The 20,973-nt window shown below is 46.1% G+C and carries 15 protein-coding genes; 6 read left to right on the top strand and 9 right to left on the bottom strand.

Annotation, left to right across the window (positions count from 1 at the left end):
- Positions 1–2,920 (top strand): VCBS repeat-containing protein (locus A1D16_RS08275; protein WP_290708891.1); only part of this gene is annotated, 2,920 nt, incomplete at its 5' end.
- Positions 2,921–2,922: 2 nt separating this feature from the next.
- Here the strand turns inward: A1D16_RS08275 and A1D16_RS08270 are convergent.
- The 3 genes from A1D16_RS08270 to A1D16_RS08260 all read right to left on the bottom strand — a co-directional run bounded on the left by A1D16_RS08270 (position 2,923) and on the right by A1D16_RS08260 (position 7,976).
- Positions 2,923–3,315, bottom strand: coding sequence for a hypothetical protein (locus A1D16_RS08270; RefSeq protein WP_290708890.1), 393 nt, complete (start codon positions 3,313–3,315; stop codon positions 2,923–2,925).
- Between the two features lie 139 nt (positions 3,316–3,454).
- On the bottom strand, positions 3,455–4,903 hold the full coding sequence (locus A1D16_RS08265; RefSeq protein ID WP_290708889.1) for a RagB/SusD family nutrient uptake outer membrane protein: 1,449 nt from the start codon (positions 4,901–4,903) through the stop codon (positions 3,455–3,457).
- 19 nt (positions 4,904–4,922) lie between these two features.
- On the bottom strand, positions 4,923–7,976 hold the full coding sequence (locus A1D16_RS08260; RefSeq protein WP_290708888.1) for a TonB-dependent receptor: 3,054 nt from the start codon (positions 7,974–7,976) through the stop codon (positions 4,923–4,925).
- A gap of 374 nt (positions 7,977–8,350) precedes the next feature.
- Here A1D16_RS08260 and A1D16_RS08255 point away from each other — a divergent pair, with 374 nt between their 5' ends.
- A complete protein-coding gene (locus A1D16_RS08255; protein ID WP_290708887.1) occupies positions 8,351–9,190 on the top strand; it encodes an ROK family protein in 840 nt (279 codons plus the stop codon).
- Between the two features lie 52 nt (positions 9,191–9,242).
- A complete protein-coding gene (locus A1D16_RS08250) occupies positions 9,243–10,409 on the top strand; it encodes a DNA-binding transcriptional regulator (RefSeq protein WP_290708886.1) in 1,167 nt (388 codons plus the stop codon).
- Positions 10,410–10,413: 4 nt separating this feature from the next.
- On the opposite strand, the gene A1D16_RS08245 is transcribed toward A1D16_RS08250, so the two are convergent.
- Together A1D16_RS08245 and A1D16_RS08240 are read right to left on the bottom strand one after the other, a co-directional pair.
- Complete coding sequence (locus tag A1D16_RS08245) at positions 10,414–11,502, bottom strand: Gfo/Idh/MocA family oxidoreductase (protein ID WP_290708885.1); 1,089 nt, start codon at positions 11,500–11,502, stop codon at positions 10,414–10,416.
- An 18-nt stretch (positions 11,503–11,520) separates the two neighbouring features.
- Positions 11,521–12,348 (bottom strand): hypothetical protein, encoded by an 828-nt coding sequence (locus A1D16_RS08240; protein WP_290708884.1) that lies wholly within the window; start codon positions 12,346–12,348, stop codon positions 11,521–11,523.
- An 87-nt stretch (positions 12,349–12,435) separates the two neighbouring features.
- Here A1D16_RS08240 and A1D16_RS08235 point away from each other — a divergent pair, with 87 nt between their 5' ends.
- From A1D16_RS08235 to A1D16_RS08225, 3 genes are read left to right on the top strand one after another with little or no spacing between them, the layout of a single operon-like run.
- Positions 12,436–13,668 carry a DUF3667 domain-containing protein gene (locus tag A1D16_RS08235; protein ID WP_290708883.1) on the top strand — a complete coding sequence of 411 codons (1,233 nt, stop codon included), beginning with the start codon at positions 12,436–12,438 and terminating at the stop codon, positions 13,666–13,668.
- Between the two features lie 10 nt (positions 13,669–13,678).
- On the top strand, positions 13,679–14,458 hold the full coding sequence (mazG, locus tag A1D16_RS08230) for a nucleoside triphosphate pyrophosphohydrolase (RefSeq protein ID WP_290708882.1): 780 nt from the start codon (positions 13,679–13,681) through the stop codon (positions 14,456–14,458).
- Positions 14,455–18,210, top strand: a complete 3,756-nt coding sequence (locus A1D16_RS08225; protein WP_290708881.1) for a HAMP domain-containing sensor histidine kinase — start codon at positions 14,455–14,457, stop codon at positions 18,208–18,210. The genes mazG and A1D16_RS08225 overlap by 4 nt, the downstream gene beginning before the upstream one ends.
- On the opposite strand, the gene A1D16_RS08220 is transcribed toward A1D16_RS08225, so the two are convergent.
- The 4 genes from A1D16_RS08220 to rplU form a co-directional block, all read right to left on the bottom strand.
- Positions 18,164–19,891, bottom strand: coding sequence for a DNA polymerase/3'-5' exonuclease PolX (locus A1D16_RS08220; RefSeq protein WP_290708880.1), 1,728 nt, complete (start codon positions 19,889–19,891; stop codon positions 18,164–18,166). The two genes, A1D16_RS08225 and A1D16_RS08220, sit on opposite strands and share 47 nt — an antisense overlap.
- Before the next feature lie 213 nt (positions 19,892–20,104).
- Complete coding sequence (locus A1D16_RS08215; RefSeq protein WP_290708879.1) at positions 20,105–20,287, bottom strand: hypothetical protein; 183 nt, start codon at positions 20,285–20,287, stop codon at positions 20,105–20,107.
- 97 nt (positions 20,288–20,384) lie between these two features.
- Positions 20,385–20,651, bottom strand: a complete 267-nt coding sequence (rpmA, locus tag A1D16_RS08210; RefSeq protein WP_290708878.1) for a 50S ribosomal protein L27 — start codon at positions 20,649–20,651, stop codon at positions 20,385–20,387.
- A gap of 42 nt (positions 20,652–20,693) precedes the next feature.
- The coding region (gene rplU, locus A1D16_RS08205; protein WP_290708877.1) for a 50S ribosomal protein L21 at positions 20,694–20,973 on the bottom strand (280 nt) is incomplete at its 5' end.

The following is a 20,973-nucleotide window of genomic DNA, read 5'->3' as shown; positions in this document are numbered from 1 at the left end:
TTTTGCCGGGCCGCATAGTGCTGAAAAAAGGGCGAATGAACTGTATATAAACGAGGGCAATAACCGGTTTACTGAGCAGGCGGCAAAATATGGCCTGGCTGATACCGGCCACACAGTACAGGCCGTGTTTTTTGACGTTGACCGCGATGGCGACCTGGATGCTTACCTGCTGACCAATAGCACAGATGAACTGGGACCCAATATTATACGGCCAAAACGCATTCAGGGAGAAATGGCCAATACAGACCGGTTGTACAGAAATAATGGAGACGGCAGTTTTACCAACATTTCCCGGGAGGCGGGCATTCTGAAAGAAGGATACGGACTTGGTGTGGCTGTAGTTGATATCAATATGGATGGATGGCCGGATATTTTTGTATCCAATGATTATTTGTCGAACGATCTGCTCTATATCAATAACAAAAACGGCACGTTTACGGAACAGGCTTCTGCTGCGTTTAAACATACCAGTTACTCTGCCATGGGAAATGATGCGGGAGATATCAATAACGATGGCTGGCCCGACCTGGTAGAGGTAGATATGCTGCCTCCGGATAATTACCGGCAGAAATTAATGTTGGGCGGAACCAATCATGACCGGTACCGGTCTGAAATACAGGTTGGTTATGATCCGCAGTTCATGCGTAATTCATTACACTTGCATCGTGGCCTAACCGGGCAGCAGCTGCCTTATTTCAGTGAAATCGGGCAATATGTAGGTATTGCAGCTACCGACTGGAGCTGGAGTCCCTTACTGGCTGATTTTGATAATGACGGCTTTCGCGATTTGTTTATCAGCAACGGTTACCCCCGCGATATCACTAACCGCGATTTTATTACCTACCAGTCTCAGGGGCTGGCCCGCGCTCATCCTTCCCAGCCACTTACCGCGCAGCAATTTGCGACCCTGCAAAAGCTGGAGGGCGCTTACCTGAATAATTTTATGTACCGCAATAACGGCCAACTGCAGTTTACTGATGCTTCGGCTTCCTGGGGGTTTGGGGAAGATGCTTATTCCACGGGCGCGGCCTATGCTGATCTGGATAATGACGGAGACCTTGACCTGGTAGTAGTAAATACCGGGAAACCGGCATTTATATACAAGAATAACCGCAATGAACAATCTGGTAATCATTTTATACGCTTCCGACTTAATGGTAAACCAGGCAACCGCGATGGTTTGGGAACAAAAATCTGGGTGTATTTTAACGGGCAGGTGCTTTACCAAGAACACCAGGTGGTGCGCGGCTATCAGTCCAGTGTTGATAACCGGATTACCATGGGACTTGGAACTGCTTCTGCCATAGATTCCGTACTCGTGCAGTGGCCGGACGGAAATTGGCAACGGGTGCTTCAGCCTTTACCTGGGAAAGAACTGGTGCTGGATTATCAGGCTGCGGGTACAGAAAAGTTTCCGGCCAACCAGGTGCTGGCCAATAAACCCTTGTTTCAGTTGTACAATGAAGGTACAGGGATTGATTTCCGGCACAAGGAAACACCTTATACCGATTTTAATATTCAACCCTTACTACCGCATAAGTTTTCCATGGGCGGACCCGGACTGGCTATTGCCGATCTGAATGGCGACGGTAGAACAGATTTTTTTATCGGAGGCGCCTATAGCCAATCGGGGGAACTCTTTTTTCAGCAGGCCAACGGCCGGTTTCTGAAAAGACCTCTTGAGACCGGTAAAAAAAACCAGGAGGATATGGGCGCCCTGTTTTTTGATGCAGACGGAGATGGCGACCATGATCTGTATGTGGTAAGCGGTGGCAATGAATTTCAGGAAGGCTCGGTGTATTATCGTGATCGGCTTTATCTGAACAATGGAAAAGGTGGTTTTCAATGGGCCGCAGACGCCCTGCCCGCAACAACAGCAAGTGGTTCCTGCGTGGTAGCAACAGATTTTGATAAGGATGGCGACCTCGATCTGTTCGTAGGCGGTCGTCTTCGCCCGCAACATTATCCCGAAGCAGGCCAAAGCCAGTTATTGGAAAATACCGGCGGCAAATTCGTGGACATAACCGAAAAAAATGCAGCAGGATTGGCAATGGTTGGGTTAGTAAATGATGCCGTTTGGGTAGATCTTAACCAGGATGGCTGGATGGACCTGGTAGTGGTGGGTGAATGGATGCCCGTATCAGTTTGGTTGAACGAAGCTGGCAAGCTGGTAAATAAAACAAGTGCTTTTGGCCTGGACAAAACCGTAGGCTGGTGGAACAGTGTTAAAACCGGCGATTTTAATGGAGATGGGCGTATTGACCTGGTATTGGGTAACCATGGGTTAAACAGCCGCTATGCAGCAGCAGGTGCAAGCGCAGGCACAGGCCAGGATTCCGCAACAACCGGACTGGGTATTTATTGGTATGATTTTGCTAATGTGGGCAACCGGAATGCTGTTCTTACTTACACCAACGGCGGAGAGCGGTACCCGATCCACCCTAGAGATGATTTAATGTTGCAATTGCCCGGCTTACGTAAAAAATTTCCGTTATACACGGATTATGCCAAAGCAAGAATAAATGATTTGTTCTCTCCCGAACTGTTGAAAAAAGCAGCCTATCGCCAAATAAATGAATGGCAATCCGGCGTATTGTTAAATGGTGAATGGAAATTGCATGCACTTCCGGTACAGGCACAGTTTTCGCCGGTATTCGGGATCCTGGTGAAAGATATTGACAAGGATGGAATAGCCGATCTGCTTTTAACGGGTAATGATAATAGCTATGAAGTCATTAATGGTGCCGTTGATGCGGGTTACGGACTGGTGCTGAAAGGAAAAGGAGATGGCAGATTTAATGTACTGGAAGGAACGGGCTTTTTTGTTCCGGGTAATGGAAAACAGATTGGTACGCTCAAAGAAGGGCTGGTACTGGTAGCAGAAAATGACGGCCCCCTGGGCGTTTGGAAAGAAAAATAGCATCAGGGTTTTACCCGGGAAAAATAACGAAGTTCATAACGCTCCTGATTCCTGCCTTCAAACTGGGGCTTTTTATTTTTACGCAAAACCAGTTGAGAGGAGTCGAGCCGAACGATTTCCTGCTCATTGCTGACTGCTGAATTGGGAAGATCGCGAATGAATAACCGGTTCCCGTCCAGTTCATAATAATACAGTTTTTCTTCCCCCATACCTCTACGCAGCATGGTTTTATCAGCCTGGTACACATGCACTTCCCTTGGGGTTGGATGGGTATCCATAAAGGTAAAGCCGTTATAAAAATCAAATACAGAATCAATTTGCCAGGCCCCGGCAAGTTCCGGATTTGATTTGTTTTGACAAGACTCTGCAGCTACACCTATACTTAGAATAGCCATAAAGAAGAACGGTTTGTACAGGCAGAAACGGCGTTTACCTTTCATCGGGTTGTTTTGATAAATTCAAAGATAAAAAAAACCGGTCCTTTACTAAACTGCTGTAAAGTAAAGGAACCGGTAGGGGATTGCTCAAAAAAGCTTATTGGAAATCCGGATTCTGGATCAGGACGCCATTGCTAAGATCGATCTGGCGTTGAGGAATCGGGAATTTGTAGTTTTTCGGGCGGGTGAATGTACGGCCGGGTTTCCATTGTCCACGGCTAATGGCATAATGAGCGGGCAGGTTAATGATATTGGCACGGTCCCAGCGCATCAGGTCCTGGTGCCGTTCATTTTCACCGGCAAGTTCCACTCTTCTTTCATGGATCAGCTGGGTCATGGTGGCATTATTCACATCTGGTAAGCCGTTTCTGTCGCGCACTGCATTGATTTCAGCATCGCCGTTCTGGCCCGAACGAATTTTTGCCTCTGCAACCAGCAGGTAAATATCGGCGGCACGTAACATGATAATATTCATGTTATTGTCCAGTCCACCGTCGGGTCTCCAGCTTACGTATTTGCGGAAGAAGTAGCCGGTATTGGTAAGTCCGGCAGGAACAGCCTGCATTCCGCCATTGGAAGCGCCTGCATCGATCATATCGCCCACTTTTGCCATGGTATAGGTCATACGCTCATCACCGGGCTCAAATTCATCAGCCAGGTCCTTGATCGGCTCCTGGAAACCCCATCCGCCCCAGGGTCTTGGTCCGTAGTAAATAGAGGCTACGTTTTCTGTCCAGCCTTCTGTACACTGGATAGAAAATAAAACTTCCGGGTTGTTTTTAGTAGCAGGGTTAAAGTTGTCGGCAAAATTAGCTGCCAGTGGGTAGGGCCCGCTGATCACTTTATTACCAAATTCAATGGCTTTAGGGAAGTTTTCTTTGTACATGTAAAACTTGGTCAGGTAACCCCAGGCAGAGCCCTTGGTAGCTCTACCGATATTGGCATTGTCATTCGTGGTCAGTAACAGGTCAGCAGCTGCCAGGAAATCAGCTTCTATCTGGGCTTCCATTTCAGCCATTGTTGCTTTTGGAACATTGTAATTGTTCTCCCTTACATTGGCTTCCAGGATCAGGGGTACTTCACCATATATTTTGTAGAACTGCCAGTAGATCAGACCGCGGATAAAATGGGCTTCTCCCAGGATGCGATTTTTCAGCGTTGCATCCATATTGATATTAGGCACATTAATCAGCACGGCATTAGCGCGGGAAACGATTTCGTATTTACGCGCCCAGCTATCATTCAACTGTACATTGGATGGGTCGTAGGTGAAATCTTCAATTGCCTGATCTTCGGGGTGGTCGCCTGCTCTCCACTGGTCATCTGAGCAGATATCCCAGGTTTGTTCTGTATGTGCAAATGTATACTCATCTCCCAGGAAGGAATAGAGGGCATTGGAGGCAGATACCGCGTCATCAGCATTCCGCCAGAAGTCTGCAGAAGTGGATTGTCCGTAAGGGGGAGAATCCAGCAGGTTCTTATTGCAACTTACCGTACCCGCGGCAAGCAGCAGAAATAATCCTTTATATAAAATCGTATGTTTCATATTCTTTCTCTTTTTTCAGTTAAAAGGTAACATTGAGGCCAAAAATCCAGCTGCGAGATTGTGGGTATTGTGCATAATCCACGTTGATCTGCCTGTTACCGTCTGTGTAACCAAGCTCAGGATCCAGACCGGAATACTTGGTAAATGTAAATACGTTTTGTCCGGTGATATAGAACCTTGTTTTACCGATTCCCATTCTGCTGGTCAGTTTCTCAGCTAGGGTGTACCCGATGCTGAGGTTTTTGAGGCGAAGGAAATCTCCTTTCTCAATAAACATATCCGAGGTACGGTAGTTGCGGTTGTTCCTGCGCGTGGTCATACGCGGAATACTGTTGCTGGTGCCGGGGCCTGTCCAGCGATCCTTTACTTCTTCATACATATTGAAGGAATAAGTGGGATCTATACCCTGCATACGGTCGGCATTGAAGATTTTTACGCCGGCATTGCCCAAGAAAAACAAACCGAGATCAAATCCTTTGTAATTGAAATCTGCGTTAAAGCCATACACCATTTTCGGGTGGGGGCTTCCGAGGTTTACCCGATCGCGGTCATCGATCAATCCGTCTCCGTTCACATCCACAAAACGTACATCACCAGGTTCAATCAGGCCGGAACTACGGCGTGGGTCATTGGAGATATTCGGATCTTTATTGATGTCATCTGTTGTCTGGTAAAGGCCATCTGTTTTCCAGCCATAAAAAATACCAATGGGCAGTCCTTCATAGGTTCTTGAAATCTCTTCATTCGGGCGGCCATAGGCACGGGATCCGATAAAGTTTCCGTCAAACAATTCAATAACCTTGTTTTTAATGAAGGCGGCATTGGCACCGATACGATACGAGAGTTCGCCCAGTTTGTTCGAATAAGAGAGGTCCATTTCAAAACCTCTGTTCTGCAGAACACCTACGTTCTGGTCGGGTATGCTGAGGGTACCCACCGTTCCGATTGTAGGCGGCGCCAGCAACATATCGCGGGTTTTCTTATCGAAATAGTTCAGGTTAACAGAGAGGCGGCGGTTGAAGAGTTCAGCATTCAAGCCGATATTGCTCATTTCAGCGGTTTCCCAGGCAATATTGGCATTCGGCAGCCTGGTTTGGGTGCTTCCTACTACGGTGTTATTGTTGAAGGAATAACGGCCACCACCACCAATCAATGCCAGGTATTGCAGGCGGGCTACGTTCTGGTTACCCAGTTGTCCCCAGCCGGCAGTCAGTTTCAATTCATCAATAAAGGACGATTTGAAGAAGTTTTCGTTCGAAATCCTCCAACCTGCAGAGAAGGCAGGGAAATAGCCCCATTTATTTCCATCTGCAAATTTCGAAGAACCATCTGCCCGGAAAGTGGCAGTAAACAAGTAACGCTGGTCATAATCGTAGTTGATTCTGCCGAAAGCCGATTGCAGGGCATCATAGTAGCGGTTGCCACCTATGCCAGCCAGGGTTTGACCAACATCGAGGAAGCGCTGGTTAGGATCTTCATTCAGGAAGTCGCGTTTGGCTGCTGAGAAGAAATCGCCGTTAAAGGTTTGCGCCGTATAACCAGCAACAGCGTCTACTTTGTGTTTGCCGCCGAATATATTGCTGTAAGAGAGGAAATATTCACCCAGGAGGGAATAAGATTCGCTGAAATTACGGTCGAGCGAGTTATTGTTCCTGGTACGTGTCTGATCACTGATGATGATATTAAAGTTCCGGCCGGTATAATGATTACCATCTACACCGAGGTTTACTTTGAATTTAAGTCCTTTCAGAATTTCATATTCCGCGTTGATATTGGCCAGTAAACGGGTGTTTACATTATCTGCATCAATAGTGTTGGCGGTAAAAATGGGGTTGTTAATATCACCAAACTCATTCGATGCTTTGGAGCTTCCCCAGGATCCGTCGGCATTTTTTACCGGGATAAAGGGCATGAAGCGAATGGCACTCCAGATAAGTCCATCCTGTGCAGACAGCGTATTCAGGCTGTTGTCGTTGGAGCGGGTAAGCTGAATGCTTTGCCCGATTTTCAGGCGTTTCCCGATCCGGTGGTCAGAGTTCAGGCGCATGCTGTACCGTTTGAAGAAGGAATTGGTTATGATCCCTTTTTCATCATACATACCGGCTGATAACATGTAAGAGGATTTGGCAGAACCTCCGGAAAGCGCCACATCAATATTGTTTACTGTTCCGGTTTTGAAAAGCTCATCCTGCCAGTTGGTACGTTGGATAGCATTGTTGGGGTCGTTCCAAACCGGGTTAATGGTAAGCCCGTCGTTGGTAAACCGCTCTCTTTTTAATTCAGCAAGCGTAGCCGCATCCAGCATATCCAGGGTTTTAATGGCATTGGACATACCGGTGTAGGCGTTTACATTGAGCCGCATGGGTTGCTCAAAGTTTCCGCGTTTGGTGGTAACAATTACCACACCGTTTGCAGCCCTGGTACCATAAATAGCCGAAGCGGAGGCATCTTTTAATACTTCAATGGAAGCAATATCATTCGGGTTAACCGAGTTCAGGTCGCCGGCAGGTATACCATCAATAACGATCAGGGGGTCGGCATTATTAATGGTGCCTGTTCCCCGGATCCGGATACTACCAGGGTTGCCCGGGCTACCACCGCTACGAACCACGTTTACCCCGGCAGCGCGGCCCTGTAATGCCTGGGAAGCACTGGAAACCGGCAGGTTCTGAATGGCATCGCCTTTTACAGACGCAACGGCGCCGGTAACATCGCGACGCGATTGGGTTCCATAACCTACCACCACCACTTCGTTTAATTTGGCGCTGGATACAGCCAGTGCAACATCATAGCTGCTGCGGCCATCAATAGCAAGTTCAGTGCTGGTGAAACCGGTACTGGAGAAAACCAGGGTAGCATCACCGGGTTGCAGGGTAATGGTAAAAATTCCATTGTCATTGGTGGTGGTGCCCCGGGTCGTTCCCTTTACGGTAACGTTTACATTTGGCAGGGGCGCACCATTGCTTTGGTCCGTTACCTTACCGGTAATGGAGTTTTGTGCCATTGCCCCCTGAAACAGGGCAATACCCACAATAAAAGCAAAAAGTCGCTTTAGCAGGAAGTTTAGTTTCATAATTTGAGTTGGTTATACAGTTAAAAGCAAAGAGAAAAATTTGAATATAAAAGGCAGCCCCCTCAGGGTCCTTTTATCAGGAGTGTTTCCATGGCAAACAGTTTACAGTCAGTTAAAGAAATTCTCAGCAGCGGTAGCAATTAGTTCAAAAGGAAAATACCTTTTCCTCTCCTAAAATTAGCCTAAGTCTGTTTCTTCGAAATGACATAATACGACTATTAATCATCAAAATGCGCATATTTTGGGGTCTGTTGGATCTACGCAATTTGATGCAAAAGCTGCGCATATTCGGGTTGCATTCTGAGGGTTGAACTATAGTTTTGTTAAGAGAGTAAGGCCGTGTTACTTCAGCATTATCTTTTAATTAACTCAATATGATCATAGGCGTTGATTTGGGTGGCACTAATGCCAGGGCTGGATTAATTCAGCAGGGAGAAGTGGTGCAATCCATCAGTCACAAGCTTGCCAACAAACATTCGCTGGATTCCACCCTGGAACAACTTATTCATGTAATTGAACCATTGGTAAGTGATGAGGTGGAAGGCATCGGAATTGGAGTTCCGTCCATCGTGGACGTAGAAAATGGGGTCGTGTTTGATGTGGTAAATATCCCTTCCTGGAAAAAAGTGGAACTCAAAAAAATACTGGAACAGCATTTTGCGAAACCGGTATACGTGAATAATGATGTAAACTGTTTTGCACTTGGCGAACAGCAATACGGAAGCGCACAAAATTTTTCCTCTTTTGTAGCTATTTCGGTTGGTACCGGATTAGGTACCGCCATTGTTATCAACCGCGAACTTTATCTAGGGGTAAACTGCGGCGCCGGCGAAATTGGTTATTTCCCCTACTTAGACAAGAACCTGGAATATTATTCAAGCAGTAGTTTTTTTGATATACATTCCACCACAGCGGAAGAGGTATTTTATGCAGCGCAGGAGGGGAAACCCCGCGCTTTGCAGATCTGGCAGGAGTATGGACACCATCTTGGCAATGTGTTGAAAGTGGTATTGTACGCCTATGCACCCGAGGCGGTATTATTAGGAGGATCCATTTCAAATGCATATCGTTTTTTTGAATCATCCATGCTCCTGAGCATGGATGATTTTATGTATCCTTCATTGCTGAAACAGGTTAAAGTAATTAAATCCAAAACGGAAAACATTGCTTTATTAGGAGCAGCAGCCCTTGTTCCGTCGAGGGCACTGGTATGATTTTGCAGAGTGTGGAACATACTTTAATTTAAGCGGCGCAATTCCCCTTCGCATGAACAAAATCATTTTACTTTTTGATATTTCTGAAAAGTATGGGCAAAGCCTTATGATGGGCATTGTCCGCTATTTTAAAGAAAACAGTAATGCTCTTTTTTGTAATATGCCGATTTATTACCGCGAAACACTGGGTGTAAAGGGCATCCTGAAATTTGCTAAAGAGTGGGGAGCACAGGGTATTATTGCGCAGCTGAACAATACGCGCGACGTGCGGAAAATTGCAGAATCCGGCATCCACCTTATTGTAGAAGATTACCGAGAGCGGTTTGAGGAATTTCCCAATATCACCGGGGGCTATTACGAAGCCGGCCAAATGGGCGCGGAATACTTTGTAAAAAAAGGCTTTAAGAATTTTGCTTTTTATGGGTTTAAAAATATCGTTTGGTCAAGAGAACGTTCTATGGGATATGAAGAATACCTGAATGAGCGCGGATTTGATGTCTATTATTTTAACCAGGAAGAAAATTCACAAACCTCCGATCTCTGGTATTATAAACCCTCCGATCTCAGTAAATGGTTGCAGGACTTACCTAAACCTATTGCCATTATGGCCTGTGATGATGCCAGGGGCCAGCATATAACCGAGGCTTGCAAACATGCCAATATTCGGATTCCGGAAGATGTGATTGTATTGGGCGTCGACAATGATGAGCTTACCTGTAATCTCTCCGATCCGCCCCTGTCTAGCATTAACCTGGATACAGAAAGAGGAGGTTATGAGGCTGGCAGGCTGATGGACCAGATGATCCAGGGCAAGGTTAAGAAGCCAAGAAATGTAATGGTAATGCCTACCTATATCGTCACCCGCCAATCAACAGATATTGCAGCGGTGGACGATGCCTATATCGCCAAAGCCCTTAAATACATTCATAAGAACCTGGACCATGATATCAATGTAACGGATGTATTGGGCCAGCTAACCATATCCAGGCGTTCGCTGGAGAAGAAATTCCAGGAAGTTACCGGTACCAGTGTATACAAGTACATCAGCAAAATCAGGATGCAGAAATTTTCTGAGCGGTTGCTGGAAACCGACAAGCGGATTTCTGAAATTGCGCATGAAGCCGGCCTCAACTTAACCAATAACGTGGCCCGTCAGTTTAAACAGATTCATGGCTGCTCACCCAGCGAATACCGGAAAAAACACCTGCCCAGGAAATAAACCCTTAATCAAGCTGAATTTTTCTGCCCTCTTTGGCCGAACGGGTAGCGGCTTCCAGGATCTTTACCACCAGCAGGTTGTTCGACAAGGAGGAAAGATCATGGGTATCGGTGATCTTGCCATCGAGGTAAGCCTCGAGGTAGCTGATATAATCGCCATAAATGGTTGCCGGAGCGGTGCCGGTAATAGGTTTGGATGCTTCCTTTTTTTGCAGCACTGTTTGTGCATCTACCGCGTGCAGGTAGGCCGATGAGCCGAAAATTTCCAGGTCCTTAATGGAATAGGGCCAGTTCCAGGAGGCTTCAATTACGCCGGTAGCGGTTTCATATTCCAGCAATATGGTAGCCACATCGTCCACTTTAGGATAAACAGCAGGTTTGTAATGTTGTATAACAGCGGTTACTGATTTCGGCGCTTTCCCCTGCATCAGCCAAGTCATGAGGTTGGCCCCATAGCAGCCAAAATCGCGCGAGGCGCCGCCTCCGTTTTTTACCGGGTCGGTTAACCAGGCAAGAAATTCCTTGCTACAGCCGATTTCCTGGGGGCCTTCATGGCCGGAATGTACCACCATTTTCCGGATTGTGCCGAGCGCTCCTTGCTCTACCTGTAGTTTTGCATAGTGGTTGCTGTTGTACCAGGTAGTTTCGTAATTGGTTAGTACCGGTGTTTTGTATTGTTTGGAAAGGGCCTCCATCCGAAGGGCGTCTTTCAGTGTAGTGGCCAAGGGTTTTTCTACCATAACGGGAATGCGCAGGGGTAAACAGGTTTCTGCCACTGCCAGGTGTTCATCAATGGCATTAAAAGCCAATACAGCATCCGGTTTGCGATTTTTTATAGCCGCTGTCAGGCTGTTGAAAAACAGGGAGGAGGGCAGTTGATACGACTTCATAAAACGCTCGATCAAAGCCTGGTTGGTTTCTACTATACCGGTTATGGTAACCCGGTTCTGCTTGTAGTATTGCAGGATGCCATGTACATGATCATGGGTCATGCCCACTACAATTATGTCCAGTTTGGCGGCCTGGTTACCCGTTTGCGCCGGCGTTTGAGTGCAAACGGCTAAAAATCCGGCTATAAGTAGTAGTAAACGCATATCCCTTGGTTAATTCCGTTAATTGTATTGGTATTCTACCTTGCCCATCAATTGCTGTTCTTTATTATAGACCAGTTCCATTCTTCTCAGACCATTAGGCAGGTATTGGTAAAACCATAATTCATACGCATTGCTTCCGGCTGGTACCAGGGTCATTTTTTTTACCTGGTTATTTTCATTGTACTCGAATATATAATCCGGTAAAAGGCGCTGTGCTTTTGCATTATAGCGTACGATATCGGTAAGGCGGTTGGCAGCATCGTAATAATAATAATAAATAATCGCCGGCAGGTTGGTACGAATCGCTTTTTCTTCTACCAGGTTGCCTTTTTCATCCAGCACAAAACTTACCCGGGTTGTATCGGTATTGTTCCGTACGCGAAGCATGGATGCCGGCTTACCTGCCGCATCGTATTTCCACCAATGGATTTCTGTGGTGGTAATATTGTCGGAATAGCTGGTTGTTTCGAGCTGTAGTAATTGTCCGGCTGCATTGTACGTGTAATTGGAGCGATTCGAGGCATTCTGTGCCGTATCTCTGGTTTTGATCAGCCATCCTTTTTCGTTGTAAACGGCTTCCAGCAACGATTGTCCCTGGTTATTGGCCGTGGTTTGTGTGCGCAGTGTGCGTTTGCCGGCATCCAGGCTCTGTTCTGCGGTAAACCCGGCCGATTCGGGTGAATTGCCGTCATAACTGGTAATGGTCACCTTTTTGATGCCCAGTTGGCTAAGTAAATTGTACCGCTGGTTGGTTTGCTGGTTGGCCAGCAGATCATTGTAATAATATTGCGCCTGCAACAATTGGCTAATGGTACAACTGAGCAGGAGAAAAAAGATGTTTTTCATGTGGAGCATGGTTTTATCAATGCCGATTGGCTGCAATATACAGGTGTGATTAGTTTTTTGTATTTATTTTTATTCAAATTTTAACTATTGTCACATTATAAGGAAAGGGTTGAAAAAGACTGCCTGAACTGTGGAACGCAGGTGGAAGGGCGGTTTTGTCAACAATGCGGACAGGAAAATATCATTGCCCGGGAATCTTTTTGGAGCCTGCTGACCCATTTTGTGTATGATATCACGCATTTCGACAGCAAGTTTTTCGGCACTATGAAGGTATTGCTGACCAAGCCGGGCCAATTGTCGCTCGAATACATTCGCGGTAAGCGGGTCAGCCAGTTGCATCCTATCCGGATGTATGTATTTACCTCGGCTTTTTTCTTTATCATCTTTTTTTCGTTGTATAAGGCGGATAGGATCGGGGAGTCAGATTTTGATAGAAGAAAGGCAAAGCTGGAAAAGCTGGAACTGGCAAAAACGGTGGTCACGGAAAAACCGCTGCTTTCCGCAGATAGTACGGAGCGGAAAACCGCCCGCAGCGTATTGGCTGATCTAGAGAAAGAAATTGCCGGAATAAAGCTGGAGATCCGCGAAGAGGAGCGGGAAGACTCCCTGGATCAACTGGAAAAGGTAAATATTTCCGATACCCTGAAAAAAGCCGGTATCAATGTACCAGGCAATATAACTGTTCAGGGAAAGGAATCGGAGTTTTTTACGTTGGATACGGGCAGTGATAGTAGCAACGATGCATTTTCTTCCGTTAATTACGAATCTCTGGAAGCCTACCGCCGGATGCAGGCAGCTTTACCGGCCGATAAAAAAGACAGCTGGGTAAAAAAAGCATTTGTGACCAAGATTATTGCAGCCGTAGAAACCGGCAAAATACAGGGGGAGCGGGCTTATCTTAAAAATTTCCTGTACAATCTTTTTCACAGTATGCCTAAAATGCTGTTCGTTTCTCTGCCTATTTTCGCCCTGTTCCTGGGCTGGTTATATGGCAGGCGGAAAGAACTCACCTATTCCGACCACGCCATTTTTACGATACATACCTATTGTGCCACATTTATTTTTTTGCTGGGAACATTTGCCCTCAGTTCGCTGCAGGAAACAACCGGCTGGGGCATTATTAACCTGTTGCAGGTTATTATTACAATTGCAGTTTATTTATACCTGTACAAGGGCATGCGCCGGTTTTACGGGGATAGCCGGCGAAAAACCATTATTAAATTTATTCTGTTAAACATACTGTCCTTTTTTATGATGTCGCTGCTATTGGTAATTTTTACGGCCATCAGCGCAGCACAGGTAGGAAATTCAGCACATTAAAGTCTAGCAAATGAAAGAAGCAGCACAGGTAGCATTTGGAGAATTGATCGGTATAATGAATGAGCTGCGAGAAAAATGCCCCTGGGACAAAAAGCAAACCATCCACAGCTTGCGCCAGCAATCCATCGAGGAATTGTATGAACTGGCCGATGCAATATCGTCCGAAGACTGGAAAGGCATCAAAGAGGAACTGGGCGATCTATTTCTGCACCTGGTATTTTACGCCAAAATAGGCGAGGAGCAGGGGCAATTCAGCCTGGACGAGGTGCTCCGTGGAATCAATGAAAAGCTGGTCCGCCGGCATCCGCATGTATACGGAACCGTTCAGCTCAACAATGCGGAAGAAGTAAAACAGAACTGGGAACAGATCAAACTCAGCGAAGGCAAGAAGTCGGTATTAAGCGGGGTGCCCAAATCACTGCCGGCAACGGTAAAAGCAATGCGCCTGCAGGAAAAAGCCAAGCAGGTAGGCTTTGAATGGGATAACTCGCAGGAGGTTTGGGCCAAGGTGCAGGAAGAAATGCAGGAGTTGCAGGAGGCCATTGCCAGCGGCCGGCAGGAGGATATGGAAGAAGAGTTTGGCGACCTGGTTTTTTCGCTCATTAATTATGCACGGTTTTTGCAGATAGATGCCGAACATGCGCTGTCTCGTACCAACCAGAAATTTATCAGCCGGTTTATGCAGATGGAAGAATTGGCGCAGGCCAAAGGCCGGCAACTGAAAGATATGAAGCTGGCAGAAATGGATGCGTTGTGGAATGAAATAAAAGCTAAAAAAACCAGTAGTTGATTCAATTTGTAATCGGAATATTAAAAAAGAACGCCTATTTCCTGTTGGCGGCTGCCTGGTTGTTTACCATCGCCTTCATCATTAATAATTATTTTGTCGGCGCTTCTTCTGCTCCTTATTTACGGAAGGCCATGGAGGAACGTATTCAGGTGCAGGAAAAACAGGTGGAAGCCCTGGCGAAAGATACTTCGCTGCTGAAAGTGCTGACCGATGGCACCTATGACATGGAGGTATTACAGCAGCTGAACCGCAGTAACCTGGGGGTTTTTCTGTACAAGGCAGATGCGTTCGCTAACTGGAAACTTCAGTTCTGGAGTTATCAGCAAACAGAACCCAACGACGATATTGTTTACAGCTCCGAAACCAATCAACTGGTAAGGCTGCAGAATGGAGAATATGAATATGTGCGGAAAATAATTCCGCTGGCCAGGGAAAAAATCCTATTGGTAGCATTGATCCAGATAAGGAAGGAATATTTTGTTCAGAATAGTAACCTGTCCTCCCGGTTTGTTGATTTCCCCAATGCGGAAAGTTCAGTGGCTATATCAGAAACAGAAACCGGGTACCCCGTAAGAAGTATCAACGGGCAGGTATTGTACCACCTGCAACCCCGAAAAGTGTCCGCTAATTCATCGGCCAACGAGTGGGCCATCCTGATGGATGTTATCGGAATTATTTTATTACTGATTGCCATTCATAGTACCGCCAACAGTATTGCAGAAACCTATGGTTTTACACGCGGACTTATTTTCCTGGCAGGTACGGTAATCGGGCTGCGCCTCCTGACCTATATGTTTGCAGACATGCTTTCCTGGGCAGAATTTGAATTGTTTGACCCCGCTATTTACAGTTCCAGTTTATTGTTGCCCTCCCTGGGCGATTTGTTGATCAATTCGTTTTTATTCTGCTGGATATTGCTGTTCATTTACCGGAAAAGTACCGGGATGAACCTGCAGGCGTACCAGCCGCACTGGCTACGCTGGCCGCTGGTAGCCCTGGGTGCTTTTTTGCTGGTAAGTCTTACTTTTTCCTTCGCTGTAATCATCCGTAGTATGATTGCCGATGCCGCTCGTATCTCCTTTAATGTAACCAATTTTTTCAGCCTCGATATTTATAGTTTTTGCGGCTTTGTGGTACTGGCTACGCTGGCGCTCAGCTATTTCCTGGCCTCTTCCGTAATTCTTCGGCTACTTGCTCCTTTATTGCGCAAATCGGGTATTTATCTCTATGCATTTCTGGCAGTATTTGGTTTATTGCTGATCACCTTTATACAGAGCGGTAATATCGTGGAGCTGAATATTTTTGTATTGCTATGGCTCCTGGGTTATACCTGGTTATTGCGGCAGCCATTGCTGATCACCAAAGACGATCGCTGGTCGGTTTCTGTATTGTTGCTCTGGATCTTCCTTTATTCAGGCTCCATTTCCCTGATCATCATTGCAGAGAACAGCCGTATTGAAATTGAGCAGCGGAGGCGTACTGCTGAAAAACTGGCTACGCAGGCAGATCCCAGTTCGGAACGCCTGCTCAGTATTGCACTAACTTATTTTGACAATGATTTCCTGTACGCAAATTTTAACCGGTTTCGGCTGGCTTCCTCTAACCAGTACCTGAAAGACAGCCTGATCAATAAAAATTTCAGTGCTTACCTGAATAAATACGATACCCGTATTTATACCTACGATGCACAGGAACGCCCCCTTTATAACGATGCCCCGGTTTCCTTTGATACACTGGATATCATTTACCGCATTGAAGGCAAAGCTACCAATGTGTCTGATATGCGCTATTTCGAAAAAGCCTTCGATAAATATGCTTACATAAGCCGTAAAATGGTAACAGATACCAGTGGGGTGGCCATTGGTTACGTATTTATTTTATCAGAACCCAAAAAATATAAAAACGATGCCCTGGTGCCGGAATTATTCCGAACAAGAAAGGACTTTCTGCCCGATGAATATTCGCCTATTTACAGCTATGCGATTTACAATAACAAGGAACTGATCGATTATTTTAATAACTATGCCTTCCCCACCAGGCTGGGTGATAAACAACTGCCGCCAAATAATTTTACTTACCGGCAGAACGAAGGCTACGATGAATTGTGGTACCGCGATAATAATAAAGTAGTGATCATTGCCCGGTTGAACAATTTATGGCTGGAATCCATCACCCTGGTTGCCTATCTCTTTACAACCTTCCTGCTGTTGCTGGGGTTGTTTCAACTGATTTCAGTACTGATCCGCTCCCGCTTACGATTGTCGTATTTGCGGAAGGAATTGCAGTTGAACCTGCGCACCCAGGTACACGGAACAATCATATTTATCAGCCTGTTTTCTTTTTTGGTGATCGGGGCGGCAACAATATTCTTCTTCATTAACCGCTACAACCGGAATAAACAGGAACAATTGAGCCGGGCTATCCAGATCATGACCAACGAGGTGCAGAATAAGATGGATAGCCAAACCTTCTTTGATTATATGCTGCGGCTTTACGACAGCGGCTATAACGAGTACCTGGAAGTGCTGGTGAAAGAAGTGTCGGAAATTCATGGTACGGATATTAATATTTACGATACACAGGGCGAACTCCGGTTGTCTTCGAACCCCTTTATTTACGATAAAGGAATTTTAAGCTCGCGGATGAATCCGGAGGCCTATTACCGGATCCATCGGCAAAAGCTGGTTCAGTTTACCACCAACGAACAGATCGGTGAAATCAGTTACCAGAGTATTTATTCGCCGGTGCGCGATGAGGAAGGCAATCCCTATGCCTACCTTAATATGCCTTCCTTTGATTCGCAGGCCGAACTGAAAAAAGAGATTTCCAATTTTCTGGTTACGATTATCAACCTTAATGCCTTTATTTTCCTGATTGCGGGGGTAATTGCGCTTTTCATTACCAACCGGATTACGGCATCTTTTTCCCTGATCAGTGAAAAAATGCGGGCAGTAAACCTGGGGCAGCACAACGATGAAATTCAATGGCACCGTGATGATGAGATAGGGGAACTGGTCAAGGAATACAATAAAATGGTGTTGAAGCTGGAAGAAAGTGCGGCAGCCCTGGCTAAAAGCGAACGGGAAGGTGCCTGGAGAGAAATGGCCCGGCAGGTAGCGCATGAAATCAAGAACCCGCTAACGCCGATGAAGCTGAGCATCCAGTACCTGCAGAAAGCCATCAACAGTAATAGCGGCGATGTAAAACAATTGACCTCCAATGTGGCCAATACCCTGGTAGAACAGATCGATCACTTATCGAAAATTGCGTCGGAGTTTTCACAGTTTGCCAATATCAGCAATGCACATAATGAGCTTTTTGATTTGCATGATATTCTCCATTCGCTTTCTTCGCTCTATGATTCCAGTGAGCTGGTGCAGTTTAAGTGGCAGCCTGTGCCAGGGCCTGTTTGGGTTTTTGCCGATAAGACCCAGATGAACCGCCTGTTTACCAACCTGCTGCAGAATGCTGTAGAAGCAACCGAAAACAAGGAAGATCGGAGGGTAGAAGTAACCGAAGAATGGCAGGATGATGCTATCCTGGTTTGCGTAAGCGATAACGGTCAGGGAATTCCTGTAGAAACCCAGTCTAAAATATTTACCCCCAATTTTACTACTAAAACGTCGGGCACGGGGCTGGGATTAGCCATGAGTAAAGGCATCGTAGAGCAGGCCCGCGGGCGTATCTGGTTTGAAACCGGTGAAACTACCGGTACCCGTTTTTATGTTTGTTTTCCTTCAGCCAGTTCCTGAACGCATCCAATCCAAAACTACTTAGGTTATGGGTAGCTGTTAGTCCGCCTTTTTGTGCGGCCAATACGCCATACCGGATATCCTCAAATCCTTCGGTACTATGGGCATCGGGGTTAATGGAAAGAAGGCAGCCTTTTTCCATTGCATAGGGAATCCAGCTCCAATCGATATCCAGGCGGCGCGGATGGGCATTCAGTTCAATGGCAACCCCGTTGGCAACACAGGCATCAATAATGATTCGGTGATCAACAGGGTAGCCGGGTCGGCTCAATAATAAACGGCCGGTCATATGTCCAAGGATCCTGGTGGCAGGGTGTTCAATGGCCTTGAGCAGGCGTTGCATAGCTTTTTCCTCGGTCATCTTAAGATTGCTGTGTACCGATGCAATGATAAGGTCGAAGGATTGCAGTATTTCCTCCTCGTAATCGAGTGAGCCATCACCGAGGATATCTGATTCAATGCTTTTAAATATATGAAAGGGCGCTAGACGGGCATTGAGTTCGTCAATTGCCTGGTGTTGTGCCTTTATCCGGTCGGCCTGTAAACCGTTGGCATACCCGGCCGATTTGCTATGATCACTCAGTACGAGGTATTCAAATCCTTTTTGTATGCAGGCCAGGGCCATGGCTTCGATCGATTCCAGCCCGTCGCTCCAGTTACTATGTGAGTGAATAATTGCTTTGATATCGGTGGTGCTGATGGTTTTAGCCGGCGGCGCCTGGTGCAGGAGGGTGAGCGTTTCAGGTAGCTCCCGCTGGTTCGGCGGCAGGTAATGGAAGCCTCCTGCTTTAAACAGGGCTTCCTCAGCGCTGGTAATAAAAGCCTCCTGCGGCTGGTCAGCAGCAGGTAGAGCAGCAGGTGCTGCTGCAGCGGCCATTTCCTGCTGCCGGAAGGCTTCCAGGAATGCACTACTACAGGAGCTGGTGAATAAACGTTCCGTAAATTCTTCCGGCAAACATGGACGCAGGACCAGCTTTGCCCCTTCCGGAGACTGTGCTTTTATGAGGTTGTCTTCCGTGCTTATAGAAATAAACTGCAGTTTTTCAAGAAAAGCGATCAGGTCTGGAATGCTTGCGGTACTTAGCAGTTCAAGTTGGGTAATGATAATGGATTGGCGCCTGATATCTCCGGCAAGGCTGGTTCTGTGCGTAGGAAATTGTTCGCGGAAAATCTTTTCGAGCTGTAGGGCATAGGCTTCGATATCGGCGTATAAAAACTGTCCTTTATGAGCGGTATAATATTGGATCGATTGTTTTACTGCTTCCTGGGTTTTTTCTCCGAAACCTTTATACAGCAGAAGGCGGTTTTCATTACAGGCATATAGTAATTCGCCGATGGATTCAATGCCCATTTCCTTCCAGATGGTGAGGATTTTTTTTGGTCCCAACCCTTTTATCTGCATCATTTCCAAAATACCGGTGGGTGTTTTAGCGATGATCTCTTCAAGAGCAGCCAGTTTTCCGGTTTCAAGCAGTTCACGGATCTTTTTTGCCGTACTATCTCCAATACCTTTTAAACCAGCAATTTTTTCAGGAGGTGTATCACGTAGTTGAACAGGTAGTTTCTCAATGGTGAAGGCGGCACTGGAATAGGATTTTGCCTTAAAGGAATTTTCTCCATGTATATCCATGAGTTTTCCCAGCAGGCTGAATTGGTCGGCAATGGCATAATTATCAAGCATGGGGCAAAGGTAGTGAAACTGCGATTTGAGCCATTCAGTCTGCTGCAGTATCCAGGCGCAATTCCGCTTACCTGTTTCAGGCAATGCATAAAAAAAGCCCCGGATAAACCGGGGCCTTTGTATTTTTTGCTATAAGTCGAAACTTATTTAGCAGCTTTCTTAGCGGCTTTTTTAGGAGCAGCTTTCTTAGCAGCTTTTTTAGGAGCAGCTTTCTTAGCTACTTTCTTTATCAGCGGCTTTTTTAGGAGCAGCTTTTTTAGCGGCTTTCTTTGGAGCAGCTTTCTTAGCTACTTTTTTAGCAGCTTTTTTAGGAGCAGCTTTCTTTGCAGCAGCTTTTTTAGGAGCGGCTTTCTTTGCAGCGGCTTTTTTAGGAGCAGCTTTTTTTGCAGTTGCCATTTTTTAGAATTTAATGATTAGTAAATGGGTTTTACGCAGTAAAAATATAAACTAATCCGAAACTGCAAAATTTTTTTTGCTGTTTAATCAGAAATGATTAAGCGGTCACTTCGATTTCTCCAACAGAAACGATGGTTTTATTCGCCTTCGTTTTACGGAATTCAACCACGCCGTCTGCAGTTGCAAACAGTGTAAAATCTCTTCCAACACTAACATTTTTTCCAGGATGGTATTGTGTACCACGCTGACGAACGATGATGTTACCGGCAATCGCAGGTTGACCACCATAGATTTTTACACCCAGGCGTTTGCTCTGTGAGTCGCGACCGTTCTTAACACTACCTTCACCTTTTTTGTGTGCCATGACGTATGAGTTTTAAGTGATAACAGTTGTAATGTTACCAGATTATGCGATTTCGTTGATTCTGATTTTGGTATAATGTGTTCTGTGACCAAGTTTCTTGCGGAAACCTTTTCTTCTTTTCATTTTGAAGGCGATCACTTTGTCTCCTTGCAGGTGGTCAATGATTTCTGCTTTTACAACAGCTTTAACCGCATCACCAACCGTGAGGGTACCATTGTTATCGAACATTAATACATCTGCAAATTCAACTTTGTCTCCGGCGTTACCAGATATCTGGGGAACGTACAATGTCTGGTCTTTCGAAACCTTGAATTGCTGACCG

Origin of the sequence: Flavihumibacter sp. CACIAM 22H1 (assembly GCF_001601815.1) — a bacterium.
Taxonomy (GTDB): Bacteria; Bacteroidota; Bacteroidia; order Chitinophagales; family Chitinophagaceae; genus Flavihumibacter.
The sequence above is the reverse complement of the archived record's forward strand: the minus strand, read 5'-3'. Positions and strand labels throughout refer to the sequence as shown.